Annotated in this window: 26 protein-coding genes; 9 read left to right on the forward strand and 17 right to left on the reverse strand. The window is 65.2% G+C overall.

The window, feature by feature from the left end; all coding sequences use genetic code 11:
• The coding region (locus I6F21_RS00005; RefSeq protein WP_225182658.1) for a hypothetical protein at positions 1-959 on the forward strand (959 nt) is incomplete at its 5' end.
• Between the two features lie 159 nt (positions 960-1,118).
• Here the strand turns inward: I6F21_RS00005 and I6F21_RS00010 are convergent.
• From I6F21_RS00010 to I6F21_RS00020, 3 genes are all read right to left on the reverse strand, one after another.
• Positions 1,119-1,607, reverse strand: coding sequence for a VOC family protein (locus tag I6F21_RS00010; protein WP_225138967.1), 489 nt, complete (start codon positions 1,605-1,607; stop codon positions 1,119-1,121).
• Positions 1,608-1,641: 34 nt separating this feature from the next.
• Complete coding sequence (locus I6F21_RS00015) at positions 1,642-2,070, reverse strand: VOC family protein (protein ID WP_109145948.1); 429 nt, start codon at positions 2,068-2,070, stop codon at positions 1,642-1,644.
• A gap of 96 nt (positions 2,071-2,166) precedes the next feature.
• Positions 2,167-2,685: a cupin domain-containing protein gene (locus I6F21_RS00020; RefSeq protein ID WP_036024770.1), complete on the reverse strand. Its 519-nt coding sequence runs from the start codon at positions 2,683-2,685 to the stop codon at positions 2,167-2,169.
• 128 nt (positions 2,686-2,813) lie between these two features.
• On the opposite strand from I6F21_RS00020, the gene I6F21_RS00025 reads away from it, so the two are divergent.
• Positions 2,814-3,032 (forward strand): CsbD family protein, encoded by a 219-nt coding sequence (locus tag I6F21_RS00025; protein WP_036013900.1) that lies wholly within the window; start codon positions 2,814-2,816, stop codon positions 3,030-3,032.
• A 160-nt stretch (positions 3,033-3,192) separates the two neighbouring features.
• Here I6F21_RS00025 and I6F21_RS00030 read toward each other — a convergent pair whose 3' ends face one another.
• The 5 genes from I6F21_RS00030 to ggt form a co-directional block, all read right to left on the reverse strand.
• Complete coding sequence (locus I6F21_RS00030; protein ID WP_036024769.1) at positions 3,193-3,657, reverse strand: FKBP-type peptidyl-prolyl cis-trans isomerase; 465 nt, start codon at positions 3,655-3,657, stop codon at positions 3,193-3,195.
• Positions 3,658-3,719: 62 nt separating this feature from the next.
• Positions 3,720-6,011 carry a xanthine dehydrogenase family protein molybdopterin-binding subunit gene (locus I6F21_RS00035; protein WP_225138968.1) on the reverse strand — a complete coding sequence of 764 codons (2,292 nt, stop codon included), beginning with the start codon at positions 6,009-6,011 and terminating at the stop codon, positions 3,720-3,722.
• A gap of 2 nt (positions 6,012-6,013) precedes the next feature.
• Positions 6,014-7,030, reverse strand: coding sequence for a xanthine dehydrogenase family protein subunit M (locus tag I6F21_RS00040; RefSeq protein WP_225112439.1), 1,017 nt, complete (start codon positions 7,028-7,030; stop codon positions 6,014-6,016).
• 4 nt (positions 7,031-7,034) lie between these two features.
• Positions 7,035-7,649: a (2Fe-2S)-binding protein gene (locus tag I6F21_RS00045; RefSeq protein WP_036013925.1), complete on the reverse strand. Its 615-nt coding sequence runs from the start codon at positions 7,647-7,649 to the stop codon at positions 7,035-7,037.
• A gap of 167 nt (positions 7,650-7,816) precedes the next feature.
• Positions 7,817-9,403, reverse strand: coding sequence for a gamma-glutamyltransferase (gene ggt / locus I6F21_RS00050; protein ID WP_225138969.1), 1,587 nt, complete (start codon positions 9,401-9,403; stop codon positions 7,817-7,819).
• Positions 9,404-9,599: 196 nt separating this feature from the next.
• On the opposite strand from ggt, the gene I6F21_RS00055 reads away from it, so the two are divergent.
• Both I6F21_RS00055 and I6F21_RS00060 read left to right on the forward strand, forming a co-directional pair.
• The gene (locus I6F21_RS00055) at positions 9,600-10,367 is read left to right on the forward strand and encodes a rhodanese-related sulfurtransferase (protein ID WP_225138970.1); all 768 of its coding nucleotides are present in this window, start codon (positions 9,600-9,602) and stop codon (positions 10,365-10,367) included.
• Entirely contained in the window at positions 10,357-10,575 is a 219-nt protein-coding gene (locus I6F21_RS00060) for a SlyX family protein (protein WP_036024763.1), read from the forward strand. The genes I6F21_RS00055 and I6F21_RS00060 overlap by 11 nt, the downstream gene beginning before the upstream one ends.
• Positions 10,576-10,581: 6 nt before the next feature.
• Here the strand turns inward: I6F21_RS00060 and I6F21_RS00065 are convergent, their stop codons facing one another.
• A complete protein-coding gene (locus I6F21_RS00065) occupies positions 10,582-12,483 on the reverse strand; it encodes a diguanylate cyclase (protein ID WP_036013907.1) in 1,902 nt (633 codons plus the stop codon).
• 174 nt (positions 12,484-12,657) lie between these two features.
• Positions 12,658-12,873: a hypothetical protein gene (locus I6F21_RS00070; protein WP_036013926.1), complete on the reverse strand. Its 216-nt coding sequence runs from the start codon at positions 12,871-12,873 to the stop codon at positions 12,658-12,660.
• A 106-nt stretch (positions 12,874-12,979) separates the two neighbouring features.
• Between I6F21_RS00070 and hemE the strand changes: the two genes are divergently transcribed.
• Positions 12,980-14,014 carry a uroporphyrinogen decarboxylase gene (hemE, locus tag I6F21_RS00075; protein ID WP_225136286.1) on the forward strand — a complete coding sequence of 345 codons (1,035 nt, stop codon included), beginning with the start codon at positions 12,980-12,982 and terminating at the stop codon, positions 14,012-14,014.
• Between the two features lie 264 nt (positions 14,015-14,278).
• Here hemE and hemC read toward each other — a convergent pair whose 3' ends face one another.
• Genes hemC through I6F21_RS00090 form a run of 3 tightly spaced genes read right to left on the reverse strand, consistent with a single transcriptional unit; the run spans position 14,279 to position 17,554 of the window.
• Positions 14,279-15,259: a hydroxymethylbilane synthase gene (gene hemC / locus I6F21_RS00080; RefSeq protein WP_225112434.1), complete on the reverse strand. Its 981-nt coding sequence runs from the start codon at positions 15,257-15,259 to the stop codon at positions 14,279-14,281.
• A gap of 25 nt (positions 15,260-15,284) precedes the next feature.
• The gene (locus I6F21_RS00085; protein ID WP_036035330.1) at positions 15,285-16,910 is read right to left on the reverse strand and encodes a choline dehydrogenase; all 1,626 of its coding nucleotides are present in this window, start codon (positions 16,908-16,910) and stop codon (positions 15,285-15,287) included.
• A 53-nt stretch (positions 16,911-16,963) separates the two neighbouring features.
• Positions 16,964-17,554, reverse strand: coding sequence for a TetR/AcrR family transcriptional regulator (locus I6F21_RS00090; RefSeq protein ID WP_036024750.1), 591 nt, complete (start codon positions 17,552-17,554; stop codon positions 16,964-16,966).
• A 101-nt stretch (positions 17,555-17,655) separates the two neighbouring features.
• Between I6F21_RS00090 and I6F21_RS00095 the strand changes: the two genes are divergently transcribed.
• Complete coding sequence (locus I6F21_RS00095; RefSeq protein WP_036013913.1) at positions 17,656-18,021, forward strand: nuclear transport factor 2 family protein; 366 nt, start codon at positions 17,656-17,658, stop codon at positions 18,019-18,021.
• Between the two features lie 11 nt (positions 18,022-18,032).
• Here I6F21_RS00095 and I6F21_RS00100 read toward each other — a convergent pair whose 3' ends face one another.
• The gene (locus I6F21_RS00100; protein ID WP_225112432.1) at positions 18,033-19,043 is read right to left on the reverse strand and encodes a hypothetical protein; all 1,011 of its coding nucleotides are present in this window, start codon (positions 19,041-19,043) and stop codon (positions 18,033-18,035) included.
• Between the two features lie 149 nt (positions 19,044-19,192).
• Between I6F21_RS00100 and I6F21_RS00105 the strand changes: the two genes are divergently transcribed.
• The 3 genes from I6F21_RS00105 (at position 19,193) to I6F21_RS00115 (ending at position 22,873) form a co-directional block, all read left to right on the forward strand.
• Positions 19,193-19,807: a TetR/AcrR family transcriptional regulator gene (locus I6F21_RS00105; protein ID WP_057026221.1), complete on the forward strand. Its 615-nt coding sequence runs from the start codon at positions 19,193-19,195 to the stop codon at positions 19,805-19,807.
• Between the two features lie 72 nt (positions 19,808-19,879).
• The gene (locus I6F21_RS00110) at positions 19,880-20,740 is read left to right on the forward strand and encodes an EamA family transporter (protein WP_225138971.1); all 861 of its coding nucleotides are present in this window, start codon (positions 19,880-19,882) and stop codon (positions 20,738-20,740) included.
• A 171-nt stretch (positions 20,741-20,911) separates the two neighbouring features.
• A complete protein-coding gene (locus I6F21_RS00115; protein ID WP_225138972.1) occupies positions 20,912-22,873 on the forward strand; it encodes an EAL domain-containing protein in 1,962 nt (653 codons plus the stop codon).
• A gap of 232 nt (positions 22,874-23,105) precedes the next feature.
• Here I6F21_RS00115 and I6F21_RS00120 read toward each other — a convergent pair whose 3' ends face one another.
• Genes I6F21_RS00120 through I6F21_RS00130 form a run of 3 tightly spaced genes read right to left on the reverse strand, consistent with a single transcriptional unit; the run spans position 23,106 to position 25,903 of the window.
• A complete protein-coding gene (locus tag I6F21_RS00120; protein ID WP_225138973.1) occupies positions 23,106-24,086 on the reverse strand; it encodes a PDR/VanB family oxidoreductase in 981 nt (326 codons plus the stop codon).
• 11 nt (positions 24,087-24,097) lie between these two features.
• Positions 24,098-24,850 (reverse strand): GntR family transcriptional regulator, encoded by a 753-nt coding sequence (locus I6F21_RS00125; protein ID WP_225138974.1) that lies wholly within the window; start codon positions 24,848-24,850, stop codon positions 24,098-24,100.
• A 3-nt stretch (positions 24,851-24,853) separates the two neighbouring features.
• Positions 24,854-25,903, reverse strand: a complete 1,050-nt coding sequence (locus I6F21_RS00130) for an aromatic ring-hydroxylating dioxygenase subunit alpha (RefSeq protein WP_036013919.1) — start codon at positions 25,901-25,903, stop codon at positions 24,854-24,856.
• Positions 25,904-26,041: the final 138 nt, after the last annotated feature.

Here is a 26,041-nt window from a genome sequence, read left to right on the forward strand (position 1 = left end):
CCCCATCGCCCAGCCCCTATCCGTCGCCTTCACCGAGCCCGGCTCCGTCGCCGTCGGGACCGACGGGCGCGGATTCCAGCGGCAATTCGATCGGCGGCCTTGCCAATCAGCGCTTCAATCAGATGATCACCAACCGGGTGCTCGGCACCGTGCTGCTCGGCGTCAACGAGCAGATCAATTGCGGCGACTGCATCAGCGCGTTCGGCTCGGCCGGCTCGTTCTCGGCCGGCATCCATGGTCGCAAGGCGCTGACCAACAATCTCTCGCTGCTCGCCGGCATCGCCTATACGCACTACGAAGGGCGCGGCTACGAGATCACGAGCGCACCGATCGGCGCTTTCGCGCTTCGCTACGACTTCACCGATTGGGGCTCGTCGCGCCCGTTCTTCGACGTCGGCGCGATCCTGACCCCATGGGAGAAGGCGCGCTACACGCGCAGCTACGACACCAGCCTCGGGCCGGTGCCCGTGACGAGGTCGACCAACGCGTCCAACTACGCCGTTTACGGCCGCGCCGGCTGGATGAGCCGCCTCTCGCCGCGCGACGAGGTCGCGGCCTCGATCGAGGTCTGGCAGCTCTGGCAACGCGTCTCCGGCTATCGCGACAGCGCGGTGGCGTTCAATCCGTTCGACGCCAGCATCGCTGATGGCACCGACCGCACCAGCCTCGTCAAGATCGGCGGCCAGTGGACGCATCTGTTCGGCAGCAGCATCGAGACCAACATCAATGGCGGCTGGGTGCAGTCCTTCGCCAGCCACAGCGGCATCGTCGCCACAGTGACCGGCCAGGGCACGGTGGTGCCGACCATGGGTAACCAGGGCTGGTTCGAATATGGCGGCCGCCTCGGTTTCCGCGTGCAGAAGGGCTGGATCGTGGACCTCTTCGCCAACGGCACGCTGGGCCCGCAGCCGGTCGGCAACACGATCCACGGCGGCGTGGGGCTGCGGATCAACTATTAGCGGCGAGAATACCGCCTCACATTCCGCTGTCATGCCCCGGCTTGACCGGGGCATCCAGTACGCCGCGGCCCATCGGTTTAATCACTGCCGTCTCGGAGTACTGGATCGCCCGGTCAAGCCGGGCGATGACAGTGAGTATGTGGCGAGAGCGACCCGCCCTCACGCCGCCGACTTGCCCTCGAACGCCCGCCGCAACACCTCGGCGTCCAGCTTGACCATCTTCATCATCGCCTGCATCGCGCGCGCGGCTGCGGCCTTGTCCGGGCTCGACAGGAACTCGAACATCACCTTTGGCACGATCTGCCAGGCCACGCCCCAGCGATCTCTCAGCCAGCCGCACTGCTCCGCCTTGCCGCCATGGGCGAGGAACGCGTTCCAGACACTGTCGACCTCTGCCTGGTCGTCGCAATGAATCATCAGCGAAATGGCGTGGGTGTATTCCATCTTCATGCCGCCATTGAGCGCGACCAGCTTCTGTCCGGCCACGGTGAACTCGACGACGAGCACGGAGCCTTCCTTGCCGGAGGGGCCGTCCGAAACGTTGCGCTGAACGTGTGTGATCGCCGAATTCGGGACCAGCGAGACGTAGAATTTTGCAGCGTCGTCGGCATCGCCGTTGAACCACATGCAGGGCACGAGCTTGGACATGGTGAATGCTCCTCTTGAGGTCTGCTGTTTCGGCTCAGGCGTTCGCCAGGTCGGGCTGCAGAGGGGCGGCTGAAAGGTCCATCCAGTTCACGCCCCACATGTGGCCGTCCGGATCCTCGAAGCTGCGGCCGTACATGAAGCCGTATTCGTCCTTCGGGCTGGGATCGGCAATGCCTCCTGCAGCCTCCGCCCTGCCAACGATGTCATCGACCTCGCTGCGGCTGTCCGCGGACAGGCAGAACAACGCTTGGTTCGAGGTCCTGGCGTCCGCGATCGGCTTCGGCGTGAACTGGCGGAATTTGTCGTGGGTCAGCAGCATGGCGAAGATGGTCTCGGAAAAGACCATGCAGCTCGCGGTCTCGTCGCTGAATTGCGGGTTCTTGACCGCGCCGACCGCCTCATAGAAGGCAGTCGCGCGCTTGAGGTCGGTCACCGGCAGGTTGACGAAGATCATCTTGGGCATCGGAAGCTCCTTGGCGGGGTTCTGGCCAAGGACGGATGGCCAGGCCGCCATCCGACATCACTTCCGACAAATTTTTCGGACCCCGACTGCGGGGCCTTACTTCTTCTCGTTGGGATCCCGGTGCACCGGGTCGATCCACAGCACGGTCTCGGGCTTCTCGACCGGTTCGATGTCGAGGTTGATGGCCACCGCCTCGCCGTCGCTGCGCACCAGCACGCATTCCAGCACCTCGTCGGGGCTGGCGTTGATCTCCTGGTGCGGCACGTAGGGCGGGACGAAAATGAAGTCGCCGGGGCCGGCTTCCGCGGTGAATTGCAGGCTCTCGCCCCAGCGCATGCGCGCCTTGCCCTTCACGACATAGATGACGCTTTCGAGATGGCCGTGGTGATGCGCGCCGGTCTTGGCATCCGGCTTGATGCTGACGGTGCCCGCCCACAATTTCTGGGCGCCGACGCGGGCGAAATTGATCGCGGCCGCACGGTCCATGCCCGCTGTCGACGGCACGTTGGTATCGAGCTGATTGCCGGGAATGACCCGCACGCCGTCATGTTTCCAGCGGTCATCATGATGATGACCATGGTCATGGTGGGAATGCGAATGGTCAGGGCCGGTCATGGGACTTGCTTTCTGTTGGTTCCGTGCGCGGCAAACTAACCCAAAGCCGCAGCCGCAAGCCATGCCAAAATCGGAACCCTCATAGCCGCCCAGCGTTGTCATTCCAAGCAAATCGAAAGGAGATTTCCATGGGCAGCACGACCGACAAGATCAAGGGCACCGCCAACGAGGCGATCGGCAAGGCCAAGCAGGGCGTCGGTGAAGCCACCGGATCCGATCGCATGAAAGGCGAGGGCGTGGTGCAGGAAGTGAAGGGCAAGGGCCAGCAGGCCATGGGCGATGCCAAGGACGCCGCGAAGGACGCGATGGATCGCGCCGCCGCTGCGGCTCGCCGCGCGGCGGAGTGACGCGCGTAAGATTGAAAGTGAAAAGACCGGCCCTAAGGCCGGTCTTTTGCTTGTATCGATTTCATCCGTCATGGCCGGGCTTGACCCGGCCATCCACGTCTTGACCGCGCGGCACGAAGATCGTGGATGCCCGGGACGAGCCCGGGCGTGACGACGTCAGTTATTTCACCGCGAGCAATTCCACGTCGAACATCAGCGTCGCATTCGGCGGTATCACGCCGCCGGCACCGCGGGCGCCGTAGCCGAGCTGCGGCGGGATGATCAGCGTGCGCTTGCCGCCGACCTTCATCGAGGCAACGCCCTCGTCCCAGCCGGCGATGACGCGGCCCTTGCCGATCGGAAACTCGAACGGCTCCTTGCGATCGACGGAGCTGTCGAATTTCTTGCCCTTCTGGCCGTTCTCATAGAGCCAGCCGGTGTAGTGCATCACGCAGATCTGGCCGGGCTGCGGCGAGGCGCCGGTGCCGACGGTGGAGTCGATGATCTGCAAGCCTGAAGCTGTGGTCATGGTCTTTCCTGCGGTCTGGGCCGAGGCCGTTGTGGAAACGAAATGCGACACGTTGGCGATCACGGTGATCGCGAGTGCCGACATCAGGGCGAGGAGCGCGCGCTGGAAACGCTGCATAAAACACCTTCCGTTTGAGGCGGGAGGTGTCTAACCCAAGGCGGTCGCCGTTTCCACCCCCTTTAGAGCTCGATATCTTCGAGCCGAACCGGCAGCCTGCGGATACGCTGTCCCGTGGCATGGTAGACCGCATTGCAGATCGCAGCATTGGTGCCGACATTGCCAAGCTCGCCGAGGCCCTTCACGCCGACGGGGTTGATGCGATCATCCTCCTCGGAGAGCAGAATGACCTCGACACCGGGCACATCGGCATTCACGGGCACGAGGTAATCGGCAAGATTGTCGTTGACGTAGCGCGCATTGCGCTCATCGATCTCGGTGGCCTCGAGCAGCGCCGAGGACATGCCCCAGATCAGGCCACCCATGAGCTGGCTGCGCGCGGTGCGCGGATTCATGATCCTGCCTGCCGCGAAGGCGCCGACCAGGCGGGGGCAGCGGATCTCGTGCGTGAAGCGATTGATGCGGACCTCGACAAACTCGGCGCCGAACGCATAGGCGATCTGGTCCTTCATTTGATGGCCGCCGACCAGCCGGACCTGCCCGCTGTGCATGGCCCTGAAGGAATCCAGCGGCGCGCCCTCCGGCTTCCACTCGCCATATTCTTCGACCACGCCGACGCCGAGCGCATCGAACGCCTTCTCGATATCGAGCGAGCGATCGCCCTTGGCGGCCTGGGTCGAGGGTGCCGGGCTGATGCCGACGGTCTCCTTGGCCTTGTCGGCAAGGCTGTCGCTGGGCATCAGCGCCTTGAATAGGCGCTGTCGGATCTGGTCGCACACCATCATCACGGCCGAGCAGGTGCTGGCAGTGGAATTGGAGCCGCCGGCAACCGGCGCGGGCGGCAGGTCGCTATCGCCCATGAAGACCGCCACCTTCTCAAGGGGCACGCCGAGCCGCTCGGCAGCCGTCTGGGCGATGACGGTGTAGGCGCCGGTCCCGATCTCATGGCCGGCGATCTCGACGCGCGTGCGGCCGTCGCGCTGCAGGCGCACGCGCGCGGCGGACGGTCCCGCCAGCGTCGGATAGCACGTGGCGGCGCAGCCGTAGCCGATCAACCAGTCGCCATCCGACATCGATTTCGGCTGTGGCGAGCGCTGCGACCAGCCGAACGCCTTGGCGGCTTCGTCGAAGCACGCCATGAGCGATCGCGACGTGTAGGGCTTGCCATCAATCGGATCCCTGGTGGCGTCGTTGATACGGCGAAGCTCCACCGGATCCATGTTCAGCTTCACGGCGAGCTCGTCCAGCGCGCTCTCCAGCGCGAACAGATACGGCACCTCCGGGGGCGAGCGCATGAAGCCCGGCGTGTTGCGATCGGCACGCACGATCGAGACCAGGCTGTCCACGTTCGGACAGGCATAGAGCCGCGTGGTGGTCTTGGTGCCGCCGACGCAATAGGCGTCGGGGCGCGAGGAGACTTCGGCCCCCTCATGCCTCAAGGCGACCAGCCTGCCGTCGCGGCTCGCACCAAGCTTGATCTCGTGACGGGTCTCGGCTCGATGAGTGGTAATGGTGAAGCCCTGGTCGCGGGTCGGGACCAGCTTGATCGGACGGTTCAGGCGCCTGGCCATGGCGGCGATGATGGCGGTGCGCGGTGTCATCGAACCTCGCGAGCCGAATCCGCCGCCGACATAGGGATTGACCACGCGCACCTTGTCGGCGTCGATGCCGAGCTGCTCGGCCACGCCGTGCTTCAGGCCATGGACATACTGGCTGCCCTCGTAGATGACGAGATTGTCGCCCATCCAGGTGCAGCTGGTCGTGAACAGCTCCAGCGGATTGTGATGCTGCGTCGGCGTCTCGTAGGAGGCGGTCAGCTTGACCTCGGCCGCGTCGAACGCCTTGGCGAAATCCCCGACCTTCGGGTCTTCCTTGAACTGCGAGTTTTGTCCTTTCGCGGCGGCTGTCGTCGTCCCCGGCGAATCGAAAGTCGCGCTGGGCGTAGCAGCGCTATAGCTGACCTTGACGCGGTTGGCCGCTTCGCGCGCGGCCTCGTAACTCTCCGCCACCACCACGGCGATGATCTGGCCGTCATGGGCGATCTCGGCCGATTTCAACGGCTGGATCGTCGTGCCGGCATAGCCGCCATTGCTGTACAGTTTCGACTCCTTCAGCTTCGGGGCGTTCTCGTGCGTGACGATGTCGATCACGCCGCGGACGCGCTTGGCATCGTCGAGGTCGAAGCGGTCGATCCGGCCCTTGGCGATGGCGCTGGTGACCAGGAATGCGTAGGCCGGATTGTCCAGCGGCATGTCCGAGGCATAGGTCGCCCGCCCCGTCACCTTTGCGGCCGCATCATAGCGCGGCACGGGCTGCCCCATATTCGTCCTTGGCCCGGGAGCTGCAGCGGTCATGGTCAGATCTCCATCGTTACGGCCTGCTGGAGCGCGCGTGCCACGACACGCTTGCCGAGCGCAATCTTGAAGCTGTTGTGCCGGCGCCCGCGGGCGTCTGCGAAAGCTGCATCGGCGACGCGCTGTGCCAGAGCTTCGTCGAACCTCTGTCCCTTCAACAGCGCCTCGGCCTCACGCGCCCGCCACGGTACGGTGGCGACGCCACCGAGCGCGACGCGCGCGTCGCGGATCGTGCCGTCTTGGACGTTGAGCGCGATCGCGGCTGACGACAGCGCGAATTCGTAGGATTGCCGGTCGCGGGCCTTCAAATACACGGAGCGTGGCCAGCGGCCGGAGATCGAGAACGCCGAGATCAGCTCGCCGGGCTGAAGCGCAGTCTCGATGTCGGGCGTGCTGCCTGGTGCCCTGTGAAGCTGCGCGAACGGCATGCTGCGCGTACCGGCCTTGCCGGTGATCTCGACCATGGCATCGAGCGCGATCAGCGCCTGCGCGAAATCGCCAGGATACGTCGCGATGCACTGATCGGAGGTCCCGAGCACCGCATGCATGCGGTTAACGCCGTCCATTGCGGCACAGCCGGAGCCTGGATTGCGCTTGTTGCAGTTCTCATAGGAGACATCGCGGAAGTAGTTGCAGCGCGTCCGCTGCATCACGTTGCCGCCGAGCGTTGCCATGTTGCGCAGCTGGGCGCTCGCGGCGAGCTTCAGCGAATCCGCGATCACGGGATAGCTGCGCTGGATCTCGGCGTGCGCGGCGACGTCGGACATCTTGGCGAGCGCGCCGAGGCGCAAGCCGTCGCCGCCTGGCGCGATCGCCGACCAGGCGGGGGCCAGCGGATTGATGTCGACGATCGCGGTGGGTCTCATCACGTCGAGCTTCATCAGATCGATCAGGGTGGTGCCGCCGGCAAGCGGCTGCGCCGCCGCCTTCGTCAGCGGATTGTTTGCAGCTGCGGCGACGCCGAGCGCCTGCACGGCCATGTCGGGGTCTGATGCCCTTTGATACGAAAACGGTCGCATGCGCCTAGCCTTTCATGATCTCGGGCGCGGCCTGCTTCACGGCAGCGACGATATTGGGATAGGCGGCACAGCGACAGATGTTGCCGCTCATGTATTCGCGGATGTCGGCCTCGCTGCCGGCATGGCCCTCCTTCACGCACGCGATCGCCGACATGATCTGACCGGGCGTGCAATAGCCGCACTGGAACGCATCGTTGTCGATGAAGGCCTGCTGCATCGGATGCAGGCGGTCGTCGGTGGCGAGGCCCTCGATGGTCGTGATCTCCTGCCCTTCGGCGGCGAGGGCCAGCGTCAGGCACGACACCACGCGGCGATCGTCGATCAGCACCGTGCAGGCGCCGCACTGGCCGTGGTCGCAGCCCTTCTTGCTGCCGGTGAGCTTGAGATGTTCGCGTAAGGCATCGAGCACCGTGGTGCGCGCATCGATGCTCAGGCGCTTGTCCTTGCCGTTGACGCGCAGCGTGACCTCGACGGGAAGCGACGGATCCTGCGCGGCCGGCGCCCGGGCATCCTCCGACGCCGCGCGCGCCGTGATCGGGATCAGCGCGCTGCCCGCCGCGCCGGTCATGAAGGCCCGCCGGTCGAATCCGGATGATCTGGAACCTGGTTTGTCGGGCATGGCAGGCCTCCGCCGCTGATCTGCAAAGCAGCGCACGCCTGCACCGCTCATCGCCCCTTAACCTGGAGCAATGGGCGCAGTTCCGGATGAGAGAAGGGCGGCGCAGCAAATGCCGCGCCGCCCTTCGTCAACTTTTCCTGATCTCGCGTGGGGAACTGCGCCGGCGATCAATAACCCAGCGCGCAGCCGTCCTTGCGCGGATCGGAGCCGCCGGTGAGCGTGCCCTTGTCCCAATCGATCCAGATCGCCTGGGCGCCGCCGAGCGGGCCGACCACGCTGGTGGTCTTGTGGCCGAGCTTCTTCAGGCCCTCGACGACGGCCGCCGGCACGCTGTCCTCGAGCTGATACTGTCCCTCGTAGTGCAGGCCGCGCGGCATGTCGATCGCCTCCTGCACGTCGCAGCCGTAGTCGAGGATGTTGGTCAGGAGATGAGTCTGGCCCGTCGGCTGGTACTGGCCGCCCATGACCGCGAACGACATCGTGGAACGGCCGCCCTTGGTGAGCAGGCCCGGCATGATCGTGTGCAGCGGGCGCTTGCCGCCTTCGATGCAATTGGGATGGCCCGGCTGGATGCGGAAGCCGCCGGCGCGATTCTGGAACAGGACACCGGTCTTGTTCGAGACAATCGCCGAGCCGAAGGAATGCGCAACCGAATTGATGAACGAGCAGACGTTGCGGTCCTTGTCCACGACCGTGATGTAGATGGTCGAGGGATTCATCGGCGGCGCGACGTTCGGCAGGTCGAGCATGCCGTCCAGGCGGATCTTGCTGATGTACTCGTCGGCAAAGCCCTTCTCGAGCATCTCGGCGACGTTGATCTTCATGTGCTCGGAAGAGGCGACATGCATCTCGCGGTTCATGTAGGCGATGCGCGCCGCTTCCGCTTCGAGATGGAAGCGCTCGACGCTCACGGGCGCGTACTTGGTCAGATCGAACCGCGACAGGATGTTGAGCATCAACAGCGCGGTGACGCCCGGGCCGTTCGGCGGGCACTGCCAGACGTCATAGCCCTTGTACATGGTGCCGATCGGCGTGGTCACTTCGGTCGTGTGCGCGGCGAAATCGTCGAGCGTGTGCAGGCCCCCGATGCCCCTGAGGGTCTCGACCATGTCCTCCGCGATCTCGCCCTTGTAGAACGCGTCGCGGCCGTCCCTGGCGATCGCGCGCAGCGTCTTGCCGAGCTCGGCCTGGCGAATGACGTCGCCGGCGACCGGCGGCTGGCCGCTCGGCAACAAATAGCGCACGGTGTTGGTACCGTTCTTCAGCTTCTCGAACTGGTTCTTCCAATCGAAGGCAATGCGGGGCGCGACGACGTAGCCCTCCTCGGCCGCCTTGATCGCGGGCTGGAGCAGCCGGTCGAAGCCGAACTTGCCGTGATCGCGCAGCACGGTCGCGAAGGCATCGATCACGCCAGGGATCGAGACGGCATGCGCCGAGGTGAGCGGCACGGAATTGATCTTGCGTTCGAGATACCAGTCGGCATTCGCCGCCTTTGGCGCGCGGCCGGAGCCGTTATAGGCGACGATCTTGCCCTCGCCCCGCGGCTGGATCAGCGCAAAGCAATCACCGCCGATGCCGGTCGATTGCGGCTCGATCACGCCGAGCAGGGCCGAGCCGGCAACCGCCGCGTCCACCGCGGTGCCGCCCTCGCGCAGCACCTCGATCGCGGCGAGCGAGGCCTGCGGATGCGAGGTCGCCACCATCGCGTTGGTGGCGTGGACCGTGGACCTGCCGGGGAAATGGAAGTTTCTCATCGAATGTCTTGCTCTCTTGGCCGTCGGCGCGGTTGGCGCGCCATCTCGAAAACCGCGTCTACATGGCACATTCCCGCCCCGCGGGGCAATGCTGGCATACCAGGAAAATGGCTGCTATCCGCTGGGCGTATGGACCTTTTGCAGGCTCTTGCGATGCGGGTTTTCCGGGCGCGAGCCGCCTGCTAAACGAGCGGCCATGACGTCCAGCAATACGCCATACAAGGTTTGCGCCTTTTATCAATTCGTCGCCCTCCCGGATTACCGCGAGCTGCGCGAGCCGCTGCGCGCCTGCTGCGCCGGCCTTGGGCTGAAGGGCAGCGTGTTGCTGGCGCAGGAGGGCATCAACGGCACGGTCGCCGGCGCACCGGAGGCGATCGACGCCTTCGCTCATGAGCTCGCACGCGGCGACATGTTCGGCGGCAGGCTCGACAATCTCGAATTGAAATTCTCCGCCGCGGAGGCGATGCCGTTCGGACGGCTGAAGGTGCGGCTGAAGAAGGAGATCGTCACCCTGGGCGATGCGGCCGCCGATCCGACGCGTCAGGTCGGCACCTATGTCGATCCGCACGAATGGAACGCGCTGATCGCAGCACCCGATACGCTCGTGCTCGACACCCGCAACGCCTTCGAGGTCGCGATGGGCACGTTCGAGGGCGCGCTCGATCCCGGCATCAAGAGCTTCGGCCAGTTCAAGGACTTTGCCGCCGAGCGGCTCGATCCGGCACGGCACCGCAGGATCGCGATGTTCTGCACCGGCGGCATCCGCTGCGAGAAGGCGAGCGCGCATCTGCTCGCGCGCGGCTTTGGCGAGGTCTATCACCTCAAGGGCGGCATCCTGAGATATCTGGAAGAGGTGCCGGAGGCGGAGAGCCGCTGGCGCGGCGAATGCTTCGTGTTCGACGAGCGCGTGGCGCTCGGCCACGGCTTGCGCGAGCGAAACAAGGACGTAACGCGTGACGAATGAGATCAAGACGCTGAGCGAGCGCATCGACACGCTGGAGACGCGCCTCGCCTATCAGGACGATACGATCGAGACGTTGAACCAGACCATCACCGCGCAGTGGAAGCAGATCGACAGGCTGACGCGGCAGATCACCGAGCTCAATGCTCGGCTGCAGGACGCCGAGGCAAATGCGCCGGGGCCTGCCAACGAGCCTCCGCCGCATTATTGAACGGTGTTACTGGCCGGACGCCTTGGGCAGCAGATCCATGACCTCGCCGGACATTACCAGGCGGTTGCGGCCTGCGGCCTTGGCGGCATAGAGCGCCCGGTCGGCAGCTTCGACCAGCGCAGCGACCCCCGCGGTTCGTTCGAACGCCGGCCGGCAGGCTGCGCCGCCAAGCGAAGCGGTGACGCATCCAGCCGCCTCATTGCTGCCATGCGCGAGGCCGGCCTCGTGAATGGCGTTGCGGATCCGTTCGCCGATCCGGGCGCAGCCGGCGGCATCGATGTTCGGCAGCAGCATGGCGAATTCCTCACCGCCGTAACGCGCCGCCAGATCGCCGGCGCGCTGCGCTTCGGCCGCGATGATCTTGGCGATCAGGCGCAGGCAGGCATCGCCCGCGGGATGGCCATATTCGTCGTTGTAGGCCTTGAAGTGGTCGACATCGATCATCAGCAAAGCAAGGCTGGAGCGGTCGCGATAGGCACGCGCCCATTCCTCCTTTAGGCGCTCGTCGAAGCGGCGGCGATTGGCAAGGCCGGTGAGGCTGTCCTCGATCGCCAGCGTCTCGAGCCTGGTTTCCAGCCTCTTGTGCTCGGTGATGTCGCGGGAGATCGCGACCACGCCATCGACCTGGCCATTGTCCTTGCGCGTCACCCGCATGGTCGATTCGAGCCAGATCTCGCCGTTCTGCCGATGCGAGTTGCGGTAGGTGAGACGCGCCTCCTCCTTCTCACCGCGCTTCATCGCGTCGACGATCGCCTGGACTTCCGGCAGGTCCTCCGGATTGATACCCGCAAGAGCCGGCGTGCCGATCAGTTGATTGGGACGCCAGCCGACGATGCGGACCGACGAGGGCGAGACATAACGCAGTCGCTCATCGAGGCCGATCCGCGTCACCATGTCGCTGGAGCCTTCGGCGAGCAGGCGGAAATGCGCCTCCGTCTCGGTCAGCGCGACAGCCATGCGCTGGCCGCGCTGCAACTGCCGCACCAGCACGCCGCCGATGACTGCGATCAGCATCACCAGCGCGAACACGTAGAGCATGCGGGAGATCGCCGCCGCGCGCCACGGCGCGAGCAGCTCGTCCTTGTCGACGGTGGCGAGCAGGAGGAGCGGGAACCGACCGCTGCGATTGAAGAAGCTGACGCGTTCGACACCGTCCAGCGACGAGGTGAAATGATGGGCGCCGCTCGGCCGTTGCAGGCTCGGCTCGCGGAACAACGGCTTGTCGGCGACGCTGCGCCCGACGAATGTCTCGTTGCTGGGATTGCGCGCGACGATCAGTCCGTCGCCATGCGCCAGTGACACGGAGCTGTTGCGGCCGATCTCGAACTGCTTGTAGAAGTGCGACAGATAGTTCGAGCTGATGGTCGCGAGCACCACGCCGCCGAAGCTGCCGTCCTGCTTGCTGAAGCGGCGTGACAGGGTGACGACCCATTCGCCGTCCAGCAGGCTCTTCACGGGACGGCCGACATGGGCCTCGCGCTTCGGCGAGAGCTGGTGATGTCGGAAGAAGGCATCGTCGCTGAAGGTCGTGCCGATCGTACCGGGTGAGGTCAGCCAGTTGCCCTGATCGTCGATGATGGCGAGGCTGTGAATGCGCGCGATCGCCTTCTTGCGCACATCCAGCAAGGTACGCAGCTTCGCGATCGTGACCGGTGCGGTGCCGTCCATCTCCAACCGGCTGACCACGCCGACGACACCGGAATCCAGGAGATCGAGGCTGTCTTCGGCATGCTGGGTCAGCGAACGGGCCACGTTCGCCATCTCCATCTCGGCGGCCTTGAGCACCGCATCGCGTGCCGTCCATTCACGCCAACCGCTGACGCCGAGGATCGTCGCGCAGGTCAGCGCCACGAAGGCCGCCGCGCGCAGCGGCAGGCGGCTCCATCCGGCTCGTTGGGTAGCGCTCATGTGGCAGGGTTCTCCGATCGTTCGGAAACCTCTGCCGCTTCTGTTATTTAATTCTGAAATCGCTACCGGACTACGCGGCGGTTTCCGCCCTTTCCAGTAGTCTTACGGACGCGGCGATCGGTGCATCGCTAACAAGATATTAGCGGGCCGATCGGAATCCGGCGCCCGCCGCCGCTAGCTGAAGATGGCCTTGACCTTGGCCCAGAGCGAAGGATGCTCGGCATCGGCGTCGGCCTTCGAGGGCGTCGGCTGCGCCACGCTCACGGGATCGGACGCTGGGAACGTGTCCCTCAGCCCGTCGTCGAGCTTGGACTGCCGATCGGCAGCGAGCGCCTCGCGCAGGTCTTCGGCGTGCTTGTCGTGCGGCGCGGGATTGAATGTCTCAGCCATGATCTCCTCCATTGGCTGGTCAACGCGGCCCGATCATCCAGGTTCCCCTGTTCCGCTGCGGGCCGCGGCGGTGTATCAGGAAGCACAACCTGCTTCAGGACCATTCGTGCCCCAGTCTTCGACGAAACCCTTCATCGACGTCCTCTCCGGCCAGCACCAAGCTGTCCCGCCCATGTGGATGATGCGCCAGGCCGGGCGCTACCTGCCGGAATATCGCGAGGTGCGCGCCAAGGCGGGCGGCTTCCTCGACCTCTGCTTCAACCCGGAGCTTGCCGCCGAGGTGACGCTGCAGCCGATCCGAAGGTTCGGTTTCGATGCGGCGATCATCTTTTCCGACATCCTGGTGATCCCCTATGCGCTCGGACGTTCGGTGCGGTTCGAGGTCGGCGAGGGCCCGCGGCTCGAGCCGCTGGACGATCCGGCCAAGGTGGCGACGCTGGCGCCGCGCGCCGATTTCGGCAAGCTCGAGCCGGTGTTCGACGCGTTGAAGATCGTGCGCGGCGCGCTCGATCCCAGGACCGCGCTGATCGGCTTCTGCGGCGCACCGTGGACGGTGGCGACCTACATGGTCGCAGGCCACGGCACGCCGGACCAGGCGCCGGCCCGGATGATGGCGTACCGGCATCCGGAAGCTTTTTCGCAGATCATCGACGTCCTGGTCGAGAACTCTATTCAGTATCTGCTGGCACAGCTCGACGCCGGGGCCGACGCGTTGCAGATCTTCGACACCTGGGCCGGCGTGCTGCCGCCGACCGAGTTCGCGCGCTGGTCGGTCGAGCCGACGCGGCGCATCGTCGAGGGCGTAAGGGCCAAGGTGCCGGACGCGAAGATCATCGGCTTCCCGCGCGGCGCGGGAGCGCAACTGCCCGGCTATGTCGAAGCGACCGGCGTCAATGCCGTCAGCATCGACTGGACCGCGGAGCCCGCCTTCATCCGCGAGCGGGTGCAGAGCAAGGTCGCGGTGCAGGGCAACCTCGATCCACTGGTGCTGATCACGGGCGGCGCCGCGCTCGATGGCGCGGTCGACAACGTGCTGGCCAATTTTGCTGCCGGGCGGCTGATCTTCAACCTCGGCCACGGCATCCAGCCGGAGACGCCGATCGCCCATGTCGAGCAGATGATCCGGCGCGTGCGGGGGTGAGGGCCGTCTATCCACGTCGTCATGGCCGGGCTTGTCCCGGCCATGCACGCCTTGCCATGCGACGCGAAGAACGTGGATGCCCGGGACAAGCCCGGGCATGACGAGCCGTTGTGATCGGGTCTTGCAAAAAGTGCGAAAAACAACCCCATGCACAGTAGGCAAGTCGTTGAAAATATTAGGCGGGCATGACTCGCCCGTGCGTTTTGACTTGTCGGGCAAAACAGGTGCAAAATGACATCATCAGAGATCGTGATTTCGGCATGCTTACCGCGGCCGGCTGCGCTCGATGATCTCCGCCGCACCCTTCGTCAGCAGGTCCAATCCCACCGCGCGGCCGAGCTCGCGCGGACGGTTGGCCGGCCCCGTATGCGAGGCTTCGATGATGGTGTTGCCGGAGAGATCGAGCACCGAGGCGGTGAGCGACATCCGATCGCCCGTGATGGTCGAGAAGCCCGCTACCGGTGAATTGCAGTGGCCGTTGAGCACCCACAGCACCTCGCGCTCGGCGTCGGCGGAGGCGTGCGCAGCGGCGTCGTCGATCGACGACAGGATCTGTCGCGTCTGCCAATCCTGCGCGGCGCATTCGACCGCGACGATGCCCTGCCCTGCCGCGGGCAACATCTCCACTGCTGTGAATTCGTAGGCGATGCGATGGGACAGGCCGACGCGATCGAGGCCCGAGCGCGCCATGATCAGCGCATCCGCGGGCCCCACAGCGCCGCCATCCGGCAGGCGCTGTTTCTCGCCATTGTCGAGCTTGCGCACACGCGTGTCGGCGGCGCCGCGGAAGTGAATCACCTCGACATCAGGGAACAGCCGCCGCGCATAGGCTGCACGGCGCACCGCGTTGGTGCCGATCTTGAAACCCTTGCCGCGGGACTGCCGCAGCGCCTCCAGCGTCACACCCTCGCGCAGCACCAGCGCATCACCAGGCGGATCGCGCGACAGCGTGGCACCGATGACGAGGCCGGGCGTGTCCTCGTTACCAGGCATGTCCTTTAACGAATGCATCGCCGCCTGGAGCTCACCCGACAGCACGGCGGCACGGATCTGCGCCACGAAGGCGCCGCCTTTGCCGCCATGCGGCAGCAGCTTGCTGGTCTGGTCGAGATCGCCCGTGGTATCGAATTTGACGATCTCGACGTCGAGACCGGGCACCGCGGCGGTCAGGCGGCGCGCAATCTCTTCCGTCTGTGCCAGCGCCATGGCGCTCTTGCGTGTGCCGATCTTCAGTCGCGTAGCCAAGTCCAAATCCTTTCAAAGCGCGAAACTAACGCGCATCCTCCAATATCATGTCGGAGGCCTTTTCGGCGATCATGATGATCGGCGCATTGGTGTTCCCTGACACCAGATCGGGCATGACCGAGCCGTCGACGACACGCAAGGCTTCGAGTCCCCTCACCTTCAGCCGCTGATCGACCACCGCGAGCGCGTCATTGCCCATACGACAGGTCGAGGTCGGATGATAGATGGTGCTGCCGCGTTCGCGGCAGTAATCCAGGATCTCGGCATCCGAAGATACTTTCGCGCCGGGGTCGTACTCGCTGACCACGAACGGTTTCAGCGCCGGAGCGTTCAGGATCTTGCGCAAGATCTTGATGCCCTCGACGTTGGTGGTGCGATCGGTCTCGGTCGACATGTAGTTGATGCGGATTTCCGGCGGCACGGCCGGGTCGGCACTCTTGATGCGGAGGGAACCGCGACTTTCAGGACGGAGCTGGCAAACCGAAGCGGTGAAGCCGGAGAAATCGTGCAGCTTCTCGCCCATCTTGTCGGTCGAGAACGGCAGGAAATGAACCTGGATGTCGGGCGAGGCGAGGCGCGGACTGGTCTTGAAGAAGGCGCCCGCCGTGCCGGCTGCGATCGTCAGCCATCCCTTGCGAAACAGCGCATAGCGTGCGCCGGCCATGGTGCGGCGAAGCGGATGATTGATGGTGTCGTTGAGCGTGATCTTCTGCGAGCAGCGCATGACGATGCGGACCTGCATGTGATCCTGCAGATCATGCCCCACGCCGGCAGCATCGAGCACCACCTCGATGCCATGCTTGCGCAGGAGATCGCCGGGCCCGACGCCGGAGAGCTGAAGCAGCTGCGGCGAGTTGTAGGCGCCGCTCGACACGACGACTTCCCGCCGCGCGCGGGCGCGGCGCAAGGTGGCGCCTTGCCGGTATTCGACGCCTGCGGCTCGGCGCCCTTCGAACAGGATGCGCTGAGCGTGGGCGGAGGTCTCGATCTTCAGATTGCTGCGCGCCTTCGCGGGCCCGAGATAGGCCACCGACGTCGAGGCGCGCCGGCCGTTGCGCGTCGTGGTCTGAAACAGGCCGACCCCTTCTTGGGTCGCGCCGTTGAAATCAGGATTGTAGGGCAGACCGCTCTCGACGGCAGCGTCGATGAAGGCCTTCGACAGCGGATCGGTCACGATCATGTTGGACACCGGCAGCGGCCCGCCCGTGCCGTGATACTGGTCGGCGCCGCGCGACTGGTTCTCGGCCTTCTTGAAATAGGGCAGCACGTCGTCATAGCCCCAGCCGGTGTTGCCGAGCTGGCGCCAGCGGTCGTAGTCCTCGTGCTGGCCGCGGACATAGAGCAGGCCGTTGATCGAGCTCGATCCGCCCAGCGTCTTGCCGCGCGGCTGGAACACCTGGCGACCCTTCAGCTCCGGCTCCGGCTCGGTCTGGTACATCCAGTTGACGCTCTTCTCCTTGAACAGCTTGCCGTAGCCGAGCGGGACGTGGATCCAGATGTTGGAATCCTTCGGGCCGGCCTCGAGTAGAAGCACGCTGTGCTTGCCGTTCGCCGAGAGCCTGTTGGCGAGCACGCAGCCGGCGGAGCCGGCGCCGACGATGATGTAGTCGAATTCGGGATCGGTGGGTGCGAGAGAGGAAGTTGCGTTCATGCGCTACTGTTCTTCTTGTTAGAGCGGGCGTTTCGAGTTTGTGAGTAGCACACTCAGGCCTTGACGCGCAGCGCCTCGACCAGCGACTTGAACGCACGGGCATATTCCGCGCCGGCCTTGGCGATATCGGCGCGGCCGGCGCAGGCGACCGCGGCCTCCGTCACCGCGCCGAGCAGCAGCCGCGCCAGCGGCTCGACCGGCTGCCGCGCGATCAGGCCGGCCTCCATCGCGGCGGAGAGCGCACGCGGCATCTTGCCGCCAAAGTGCTGCGCGTCGATCTCGCGCCAGCGCTCCCAGCCGAGCACGGCGGGGCCGTCACGCAGAATGATCTGGCCGGTCGGCCCCTTCGCGGTCGCGGCAAAGTAATGCTGGGTGCCGGCGACCATGGCGGCGAGCACGTCCTTCTCGGCGCGTGCCGTGCGGTCGATCTCGGCAACGAGGTCGCGCGACACCTGGTCGAACACAGCCTCAAACACCGCCTCCTTGGTCTTGAAGTGATGATAGACCGCGCCTTTGGCCACCGAAGCGCCTTCGGCAATGTCGTCCATAGTGGTCGCGGCAAAGCCTTGCGTCCCGAACAGGCGCCGCGCCGCCGTCAGGATCGCCTCCGATGTCGCCGCCCGCCGCTCCGCCTGTTTGGCCATAAGCTCTCGTCTAGTCGAATTCGCGAGAGCCGGCCAGTTGACTTTTCGACTATCGGTCGGTAATTACCGACTATCAGTCGGTTTTAAATTGTGAGGTCGCCATGCCGAGCCGTGAGATCGTCGAAGCCTTTGCGAAGCGGCTGGAGGATGGCGACTTCGTCGGCGCGATCCTCGACTACTACACCGCTGATACCGCGACCTATGAGAATCTCGCCGCGCCGGTGGTCGGGCGCGACAAGCTCGCGGATAAGGAGCGCGGCGTGCTGGCCGCGTTCAAGGAGGTCACTGCCGTGCGCCTCGGCCCGAGCCTGATCGATGGCGACGTCGTCGCCAGCCGCTGGAAGTTCTCCTTCACCGACGCCGAGGGCGCGACGCGGACGCTGGAGGAGATCGCGTGGCAGACCTGGCGAGGCAATGAGATCATCGAGGAGCGCTTCTTCTACGATCCGAAGCAGCTCGGACGCTGAGCGGGATTACCCTATCGGTACAGCATGACCACGGCCAGACCGACGAGAGGCGCAAGAAACTGAACGGCCTGCCACCGAGAGCCATCGATCGACCAGCGTCCGTAGAAGACGGTGCCGCCGCGTTGGGGCGGCGATGCCGGTTGATCCCGAAATGTCTTCCACCGCGCCTCGGCAGGCCTGAGAAAATCTTCCGGCTTGACCGCCATGTCGGCGCTGCTCAGCACCACCTGCATCGTTTCGCCTTTCGGCTGGAACATGGCCTCGGCCCCGGGTGGCGCGAGGAAGCCCAGCTTCGGGGCGATATGCTGCTCATAGAAGTTTTGACCGACCGTGACGGCCGCAGCGTATGGACTGACATACGGCACCCCCGAGATGCCGGGAACGACCAGATGGCCCACCCCGCGCACCTCCTGCCAGGGAATGAAGAGACCCTTGAGCCATGGCCTGTGAAAGTGGATGCCCGCGGAAGACATGGAGACGACCGCCCGATCCGCGTAGAAGTGCCGGTAAGCTGAAAACGCGATCCATCCGAAACCCAGATAGAGCAACATCCAGCCGAAAACGTTCAGCGATGGGTTCACGAGATGAGTCCAATAGTGACTGCGCATCGTGCCGACATAGCTGGAGCCGCCGGTCGACCCGCTGACCATCAGGCTGATCCCACCGATGAGGGCAGAGACGATGATCAGGACCAGGAGGCCGATAAATAATTCGAGAAGCAATGGCAGGCCGGACCGCCCGATCAGGCTCGTCAGTGCATAGCCTGCGAACGCCAGAGCCAGCAGAGCCAGATAGACGAGGGCCAAAACGGCTCCATTCTGGCCACGGCTCTCGGCGTGAACCGCGATCGCAAGGCCGGCGACGCAAGCCCACAGGGCCCAGGGGACCCGGTCCATCCGCCATTTGTCCATCGTGTATTCGACCGTTGCCGACACATCGGCTGAAGGCTCGCTCATGGACAGGCCCTCGGAATTTCGAACGCATCCGGTGCCGACGCGGCGCACGGTGACCTGCCGGTCCACGAAACGTATCACGCGATCGAGGGGGCGTCTCGATCCGCTGACGAGAAGAAAACATCAGCGCAGATTCCGGTGTTGAGGTCCGGATAGGAGGCTGATGATCCCCGGAGCTTGGGCTTGTCATTTAATGACTGATCGGTCTATATATCGGCATGAGGCAAAATACTGCAACGCCGATGCCCCGTGGCCGGCCGCGAAGTTTCGACGTGGACGCCGCCGTCGAACGCGCGATGGATGTGTTCTGGTCGCGCGGCTATCACGCCACGGCGCTGCCCGATCTCCTGCGCGCGACCAGGCTGTCGCGGGGCAGCCTCTACGCCGCTTTCGGTGACAAGCATTCGCTGTTCTTGCGGGCGCTCGATCGTTACATTGCGGATGCCTTGGCGCGGATGGATGTCGAATTCGACCCCCGACACGATCCGGTCGAGGGTCTGCAGGCCTACCTCGCCGGTTACGTCGAGCGCACCAGCGGGAGCAACGGTCGGCGTGGATGCCTCCTGGTGGCCACGGCCATGGAATTGGCTGGCGGGGATGCCGACGTCGGTCGACGCGTTGCGGGCTTCTTCAAGGCGATGGAGGCCAAAGTGACCGATGCACTGTCCCGCGCGAAAGCGGCGGGCAGGTTGGCCGATGGTGTTGAGCCCGCAACGGCCGCCCGGGTTCTCGTCTGTTTCGTTGAAGGCCTGCGCGTGGTCGGCAAGACGGCACCGGCACGGACCACATCGCAAGCGGCCGTCGACGCTCTCATCGGTCGTTTCGTCAGGTAAGCAACCCCGTGACGCCTCCGCTGATGGTGGGCCCATATTTGGACTGATCGGTCTTTAAAAAGGACATCCGCCATGTCTGCCATCCAGATCGTCTGCGCGATCGCCGTTCCCCTGATCTGGGGTTATCAGTTCGTGGCCATCAAAGTGGGCGTTGCGGAGTTTCCACCGCTCTTCTTCCTCGCACTGCGCTTTCTGGCCATTGCGCTGCTGCTTGTTCCGTTCGTGGACAGGCCCACGCGTCAACAGCTCGGCCCTGTCGCAGCCATTTCGCTCTTCCTTGGTGGACTGAATTTCGGGCTGTTCTACGTTGGCCTTGGGCTCGGCTCGGGAAGCATGTCGGCCGTCGCATACCAACTCGCCACGCCCTTCACCGTCCTGCTCGCATGGCCGCTGCTCGCGGAGAGACCGTCACTCGCCACCTGCGCCGGAGTGATGCTTGCTTTCGTCGGCGTGACCGTGTTGGCAGCGGAGCCTGACCAGTCCGCCAACCCGCTTCCGCTGCTGCTTGTAGTCGGAGCAGCTTTCGCCTTCGCGGTGTCCAACGTCTTGACGAAGCGTTATGGCCCCTTCGATCCCTTGATGTTGATGGGGTGGTCCTCGCTGCTCACGGTACCGCAGGTCATGTTGATGTCGCTGCTCCTTGAACATGGACAAGCGGCGAGCCTTGTGACGGCGGGCGAACTTGGCTGGCTGGCGCTCGCCTACACGATCTTCGCCGGGGGAATTGTCGGGTTTGGCCTCTGGTTCTGGCTGATCGCCCGTTGCTCGATGGTGCGCGTCGCGCCCTTCGGTCTGCTACTTCCGGTGTTTGCCTTGCTTTCGAGCGTACTGTTTCTCGGCGACCGGCTTACGCCCAAGCTGATCGTCGGCGGACTGCTCGCGATCTCCGGGGTCGCCATCACCCAGCTGAGACCGCGCCCCCGCCCCGTTTGATGTCCGGCCTGTCGGGCATTTGTATCGATTTGTTATCGATACTGCGTGAAGAGCACGCAGTAGTGGTCGCGGCCGGCGCGGCAAGCGGGGATAATTCATAGTTCGTCAAAGGTTTACGGCGAATTCTCCGGATCGAGCCGAAAAGAACGGCCCGTGCTGCTAGGCTATTGAATGCGGACTCAAACGACCAGCTATGTCGCCCGGCTGTTCGCCGGCGATCTGTCGGCCTTTGGCGGCCCCGCAACGGACGAGGCCGTGGCCGGGCATATCCGCGCCGAGCAGATGTCGCTGGTGCTCGGCTATTCGGTCGGCATCATGCTGGCCAATGCCTGCAACGCCATCGTGCTCGCCATCGCGCTGTGGCAGTCGCCGGACAGGATGCCCGCCCTGATCTGGGCGGCGGCTGTCGCCGCCGCCGCGATCGGATTTGGCCTGCAATCCCACGTCGCGCGCCGCATCACCAAGCCGCAATTCGTCTCGCGTCGCGCGATGTACCGGCTGGTGCGCAACGCCTTCATCCTCGGCGCCGCCTGGGGCATCGTCCCGGTCGCCTTCTTCGCCGACGCTTCCAGCGGCGGCCAGCTCGTCATTACCTGCCTGTGCGCGGGCATGCTGGCCGGCGGCGCGCTCGCCTTCGCCACCATTCCGATCGCGGCGATCGCCTTCACGGCGCCGATCTTCCTCGGCATCGCCATCTGCCTCGGCCAGAACGGCGATCTCGCCTTTCTCCTCATCGCCTTTCTCGTCGTGGTCTACGGCAGCGTCCTTTTGCGCGGCGTGTTCGTCAATTCGTTCTCGTTCGCCCGGCGCATGATGCGGCAGATCGAGGCCGAGCGCACGGTGCGGCTCGATCCCCTGACCCACCTGCCCAACCGCGTCGCCTTCAACGAAACGCTCGATGCCGCGCTCAAGCGGCTGGCGCTATCGGGCGAGGAATTCGCGGTGCTCCTGCTCGATCTCGACCGCTTCAAGGAGGTCAACGACCAGTTCGGCCATCCCGCCGGCGACGAATTCCTGGTCCAGGTCGCCAGCCGCCTGCAACGCTGCACGCGCGCCGCCGAGCACGTCGCGCGGATCGGCGGCGACGAGTTCGCGCTGGTGATGGCCAATCTGACACGGCCCGAGGATGCGCTCGAGATCGCCGAACGCTTCGTCGCGGCCTTCAGCGAGCCGTTCCAGATCGAGGGTCGCCAGATCGTCGGCGCGACGAGCGTCGGCATCGTGCTGGCGCCACGCGACGGCAACACACCGCTCGACCTCATGAAGAATGCCGACGCCGCGCTCTACCGCGCCAAGAAGGCGGGGCCGGGCAAGGTCTGCTTCTTCGAACAGGCCGACGACAGGTCCTCCCGCGAGCGCAAGGCGCTGCAAGCGGACCTCGCAGGCGCGATTGCGCGCAACGAGCTGTTCCTGGTGTTCCAGCCGTTCCTCGATCTCGGCACCAACCGGATCACCGGCTTCGAGGCGCTATTGCGCTGGCAGCATCCTTCGCGGGGGCTGGTGCCGCCGAGTGAATTCATACCAGTCGCCGAGGAGACCGGGCTGATCCACGAGATCGGCGAATGGGTCATCCGCCGCGCCTGCGCGACGCTGGCGGACTGGCCCGAAGACATCAGGGTTGCCGTGAATTTCTCGGCCGCGCAATTTCACAACACGGCCATCCTCCAGACCATCGTGCAGGCGCTCGCCGACGCCAGGATCGCCCCGCATCGGCTCGAGATCGAGATCACGGAATCGATGCTGCTGGCGAAGTACGGTCCGGCCGCGACGGTCCTGAACGCGCTGCTGGAGCTCGGCGTCACCCTCGCGCTCGACGATTTTGGCACCGGCTTCTCCTCGCTGACCTACCTGCGCAAACTGCCGTTCAGCCGCATCAAGATCGACCAGTCCTTCATCCGCGACATGCTGGTGCAGCCGGACTGCGCGGCCATCGTGAAATCGGTGATCTCGCTTGCGCGCGATTTGCGGATCGGCGTCGTGGCGGAGGGGGTCGAGAGCGCCGACCAGCTCGAATATCTCAGGCAGATCACTTGCGACGAGGTGCAGGGCTATCTGATCAGCCGGCCGGTGGCCGCGGACGGGGTGATGGCGCTGCTGGAGACGAAGAAGTACCGGGCGATTTACGCGGCGTAGGGCTCTACCGATTGGTCCTTCGTAGCCCGGATGGAGCGGAGCGCAATCCGGGACGAGTGTGCGCCGGAGCAACACCGCCCCGGATTTCGCTCCGCTCCATCCGGGCTACAGGGATTCCCCCAGAGGAGAGAACCCTCACCCGCGCCTTCGGCGCGACCTCTCCCGCAAGCGGGAGAGGTGGAGCCCGCGGCGCCGTCTACTTGCTCCTAGGAGAGTCCCGCTCCGGCCTCCTTCAAACCGCATCCGCGCGCAGCAACGTATCCACCGTGATCGTGCCGCGGGCGCGGGAGACGCAGGTGCAGATCTTGTGGTTGCTCTTCTTCTCGTGGTCGCTGAAGAAGACGTCGCGATGGTCGATCTCGCCGTCGACATTGACCACGTCGATGGCACAGAGGCCGCATTCGCCGCGCTTGCAATCGGATATCACCTCAAAGCCGCTGGCATTGAGCACGTCGAGCATCGAGCGCTCGCGCGGGATCTCGAGCTCGACACCGGAGTCTTTCAGGCGCACCCTGAACGTTTCGGTGGGCAGCGTGCCGCTGGAGCCGAACGTCTCGTAGCGAAGATCGGGGAGCGGATGGCCGGCGCCGATCCAGGCATGGCGTGCGGCGTCGAGCATGCGCATCGGGCCGCAGAACAGCGCTAGCGTGCCTTGCGGCAATGAGGCGAACAGCGCGTCCATATCGAGCCGGCTGCCTTCCTCGCTGGCATGAACGACAAGGCGATCGCCAAGCATCGCGGCGAGATCGTCGAGATAGGCGGCCTCGCGGCGCGAGCGTACGGCATAATGCAGCGTGACATCCGCCCCGCGCCGCGCCAGCGCCTGCGCGGCGCCGAGGATCGGGGTGATGCCGATGCCGCCGGCAATCAGGCAATAATTCTCGCGAGTCCAGTCCACCGCGAGCAGCGAGGCGGGCTGGGTGATGTCGAGCCGCGCGCCCGGCTGCAAGGACCACATGTAGCGGGAGCCGCCACGGGAATCCTCCGCGCGGCGCACAGCAATTCGGAGGCCGTGCGACGAGGCCTCGCCAACCAGCGAATAGGACCGCGTCTCCGGCAGGCCGTCGATGGTGACGCTGACATTGATGTGGCTGCCGACCGGATAGGCCGCGGCCTCGAACTGATCCGGCTTGATCAGGAATTCGCGGACGTTCGGGGTGAGATCGCGGGTGGCGACGAGCGTTGCCGGGGTCCAGGTCTCGATGAAGCGCATGGTGACTGCCCTCAATCGGTTGCGGTCTTGATCAGCGCGAGCGCCGGCAAGAGGTCGAGATGGGTGCGGTTGCGCAGCGCGAGCCGCAGGTTTCGCACCGCCAGCCGGGCATGCTCGCGCATGACGGCCTCGGCGCGCGCGCCTTCGCGGTTCTCGATGGCGTCGATCACGACGCGATGGTGCTCCTGGGCGATGATCAGGATCTGCTGCGCCTCCGGCAACGCCGATTGCGCCATCACGAAGCCGCTCGGCGAGGCAAACGGCAGCGCCGAGGCGCGGTCGATCTGCCGGATCAGCGGCGGGCTGCGCGACAGCTCCGTGAGCTGGGCGTGGAAGCGCGCATTCAGCGCGACGTAGGCCGAGAAAGCATCGACCGAGATCGGGACCTGCCGCAGCAGCTCGTCGATCGCAGCAAGGCACTCCTTCAGCGGCTCGAGCTCGCGCGCAGAGACGCCGCGCTCGGCGGCAAAGCGCGCCGCCAGGCCTTCCAGCGTGCCGCGCAGCTCGATGGAATCGGAGATGTCGCGCTCGGAAAACGCCTTCACCATGAAGCCGCCGGAGGGGATCGCCTCCAACAGCCCCTCCTCCTCCAGCCGCACCAGCGCCATGCGCACCGGCGTGCGCGAGGCGCCTGTGGTCTCCACCGCCTGCAGCTCGGAGATGCGCTCGCCCGGCCGCAAGGCGCCCGACAGGATCTGGTCGCGCAGCGCGAGCTGCGCCTTCACGGTCTGCGAGATGGAGCGGTCGACCTCACGCTCGGCCATGTTCTACTCCGCGGCCTGAAGGTGCTTTGGGGCGTTTTCCTTCGCCACCATCCGATCGATCAGCTTGCGCGACCACATCGCGCCGGCGTCGATGTTGAGGTTGTAGAAGATGCGATCGGGGTTTTCGTCCATCGCGCGCTGCTGCGCTTCGAGGATCAGCTCGTCCTCGCGGAAGATGCCGGAGACGCCCTCGCGGATCTCGGTGGTGAGGCGCTGCTCACTGATCCGATAATTGCGGACGAAGGACCAGAAGTAATGACAGGTCTTCTCGGTCTCCGGCGTGATGGTGTTGAGCACGAAGCCGTTGACGCCCTGCGAGCGGTCGCCTTCCGGCGCACCGGTGCCCGTCGGCGCGACGCCGACGTCGATCGCGATGGTGCACGGCGCCTCGAAGCGGATGATCTGCCAGCGGTCGACGAGGCCGGGCTTGCCGAGCTGCTTGGCCCAGAACGGCGGCGGCTCGATGCCCCGCATCCAGCGCGTCACCGTCACCGTCTTCTCGCCATGGGTGACGTCGAACGGCGCCTCGGCGACGGCATCATTGCCGATGGAGGAGCCGTGCACGAAGGTCTCGTGGGTGAGATCCATGAGATTGTCGAGCACGAGGCGGTAGTCGCAATTGACGTGGATGGTCTTGCCGTCGCCGGCCCAGGCCGGGTCGTGATTCCAGTGCATGTCGGGGACGAGCGCGGGATCGGCGAGTGCGGGATCGCCCATCCAGAGCCAGACGTAGCGGTGACGCTCGACCACGGGATAGGCGCGCACGCAGGCCGAGGGGTTGATGGTCTCCTGCGAGGGCATGAAGGTGCAGCGGCCCTGCGCGTTGTATTTCAGGCCATGATAGCCGCAGACGACGGTGTCGCCTTCGAGCCGGCCCTTGGACAGCGGCACCAGGCGATGCCAGCAGGCGTCCTCCAGCGCGGTCACCGTGCCGTCGGCCTTGCGATACATCACGACATGCTTGCCGCAGATGGTCCGCGGCAGCAGCGCCGCCTTGACGTCGGCGTCCCACGCCGCGGCGTACCAGGCGTTCATGGGGAAGGGTTTTGTCATGTCTCACTCCCACGGCTTATGAATACGTTATGTATACAATAGCTGAGGGATGGAATTGTTCAAGATGGAATAAGCTCTACCTTAATACCTTTATCCTCGTGATTGTATACATAACGGGGGAATGACCGCGTCCGGCTC

The sequence above is a fragment of the Bradyrhizobium sp. NBAIM03 genome, from assembly GCF_020194055.1.
Classification (GTDB): Bacteria; Pseudomonadota; Alphaproteobacteria; order Rhizobiales; family Xanthobacteraceae; genus Bradyrhizobium; species Bradyrhizobium yuanmingense.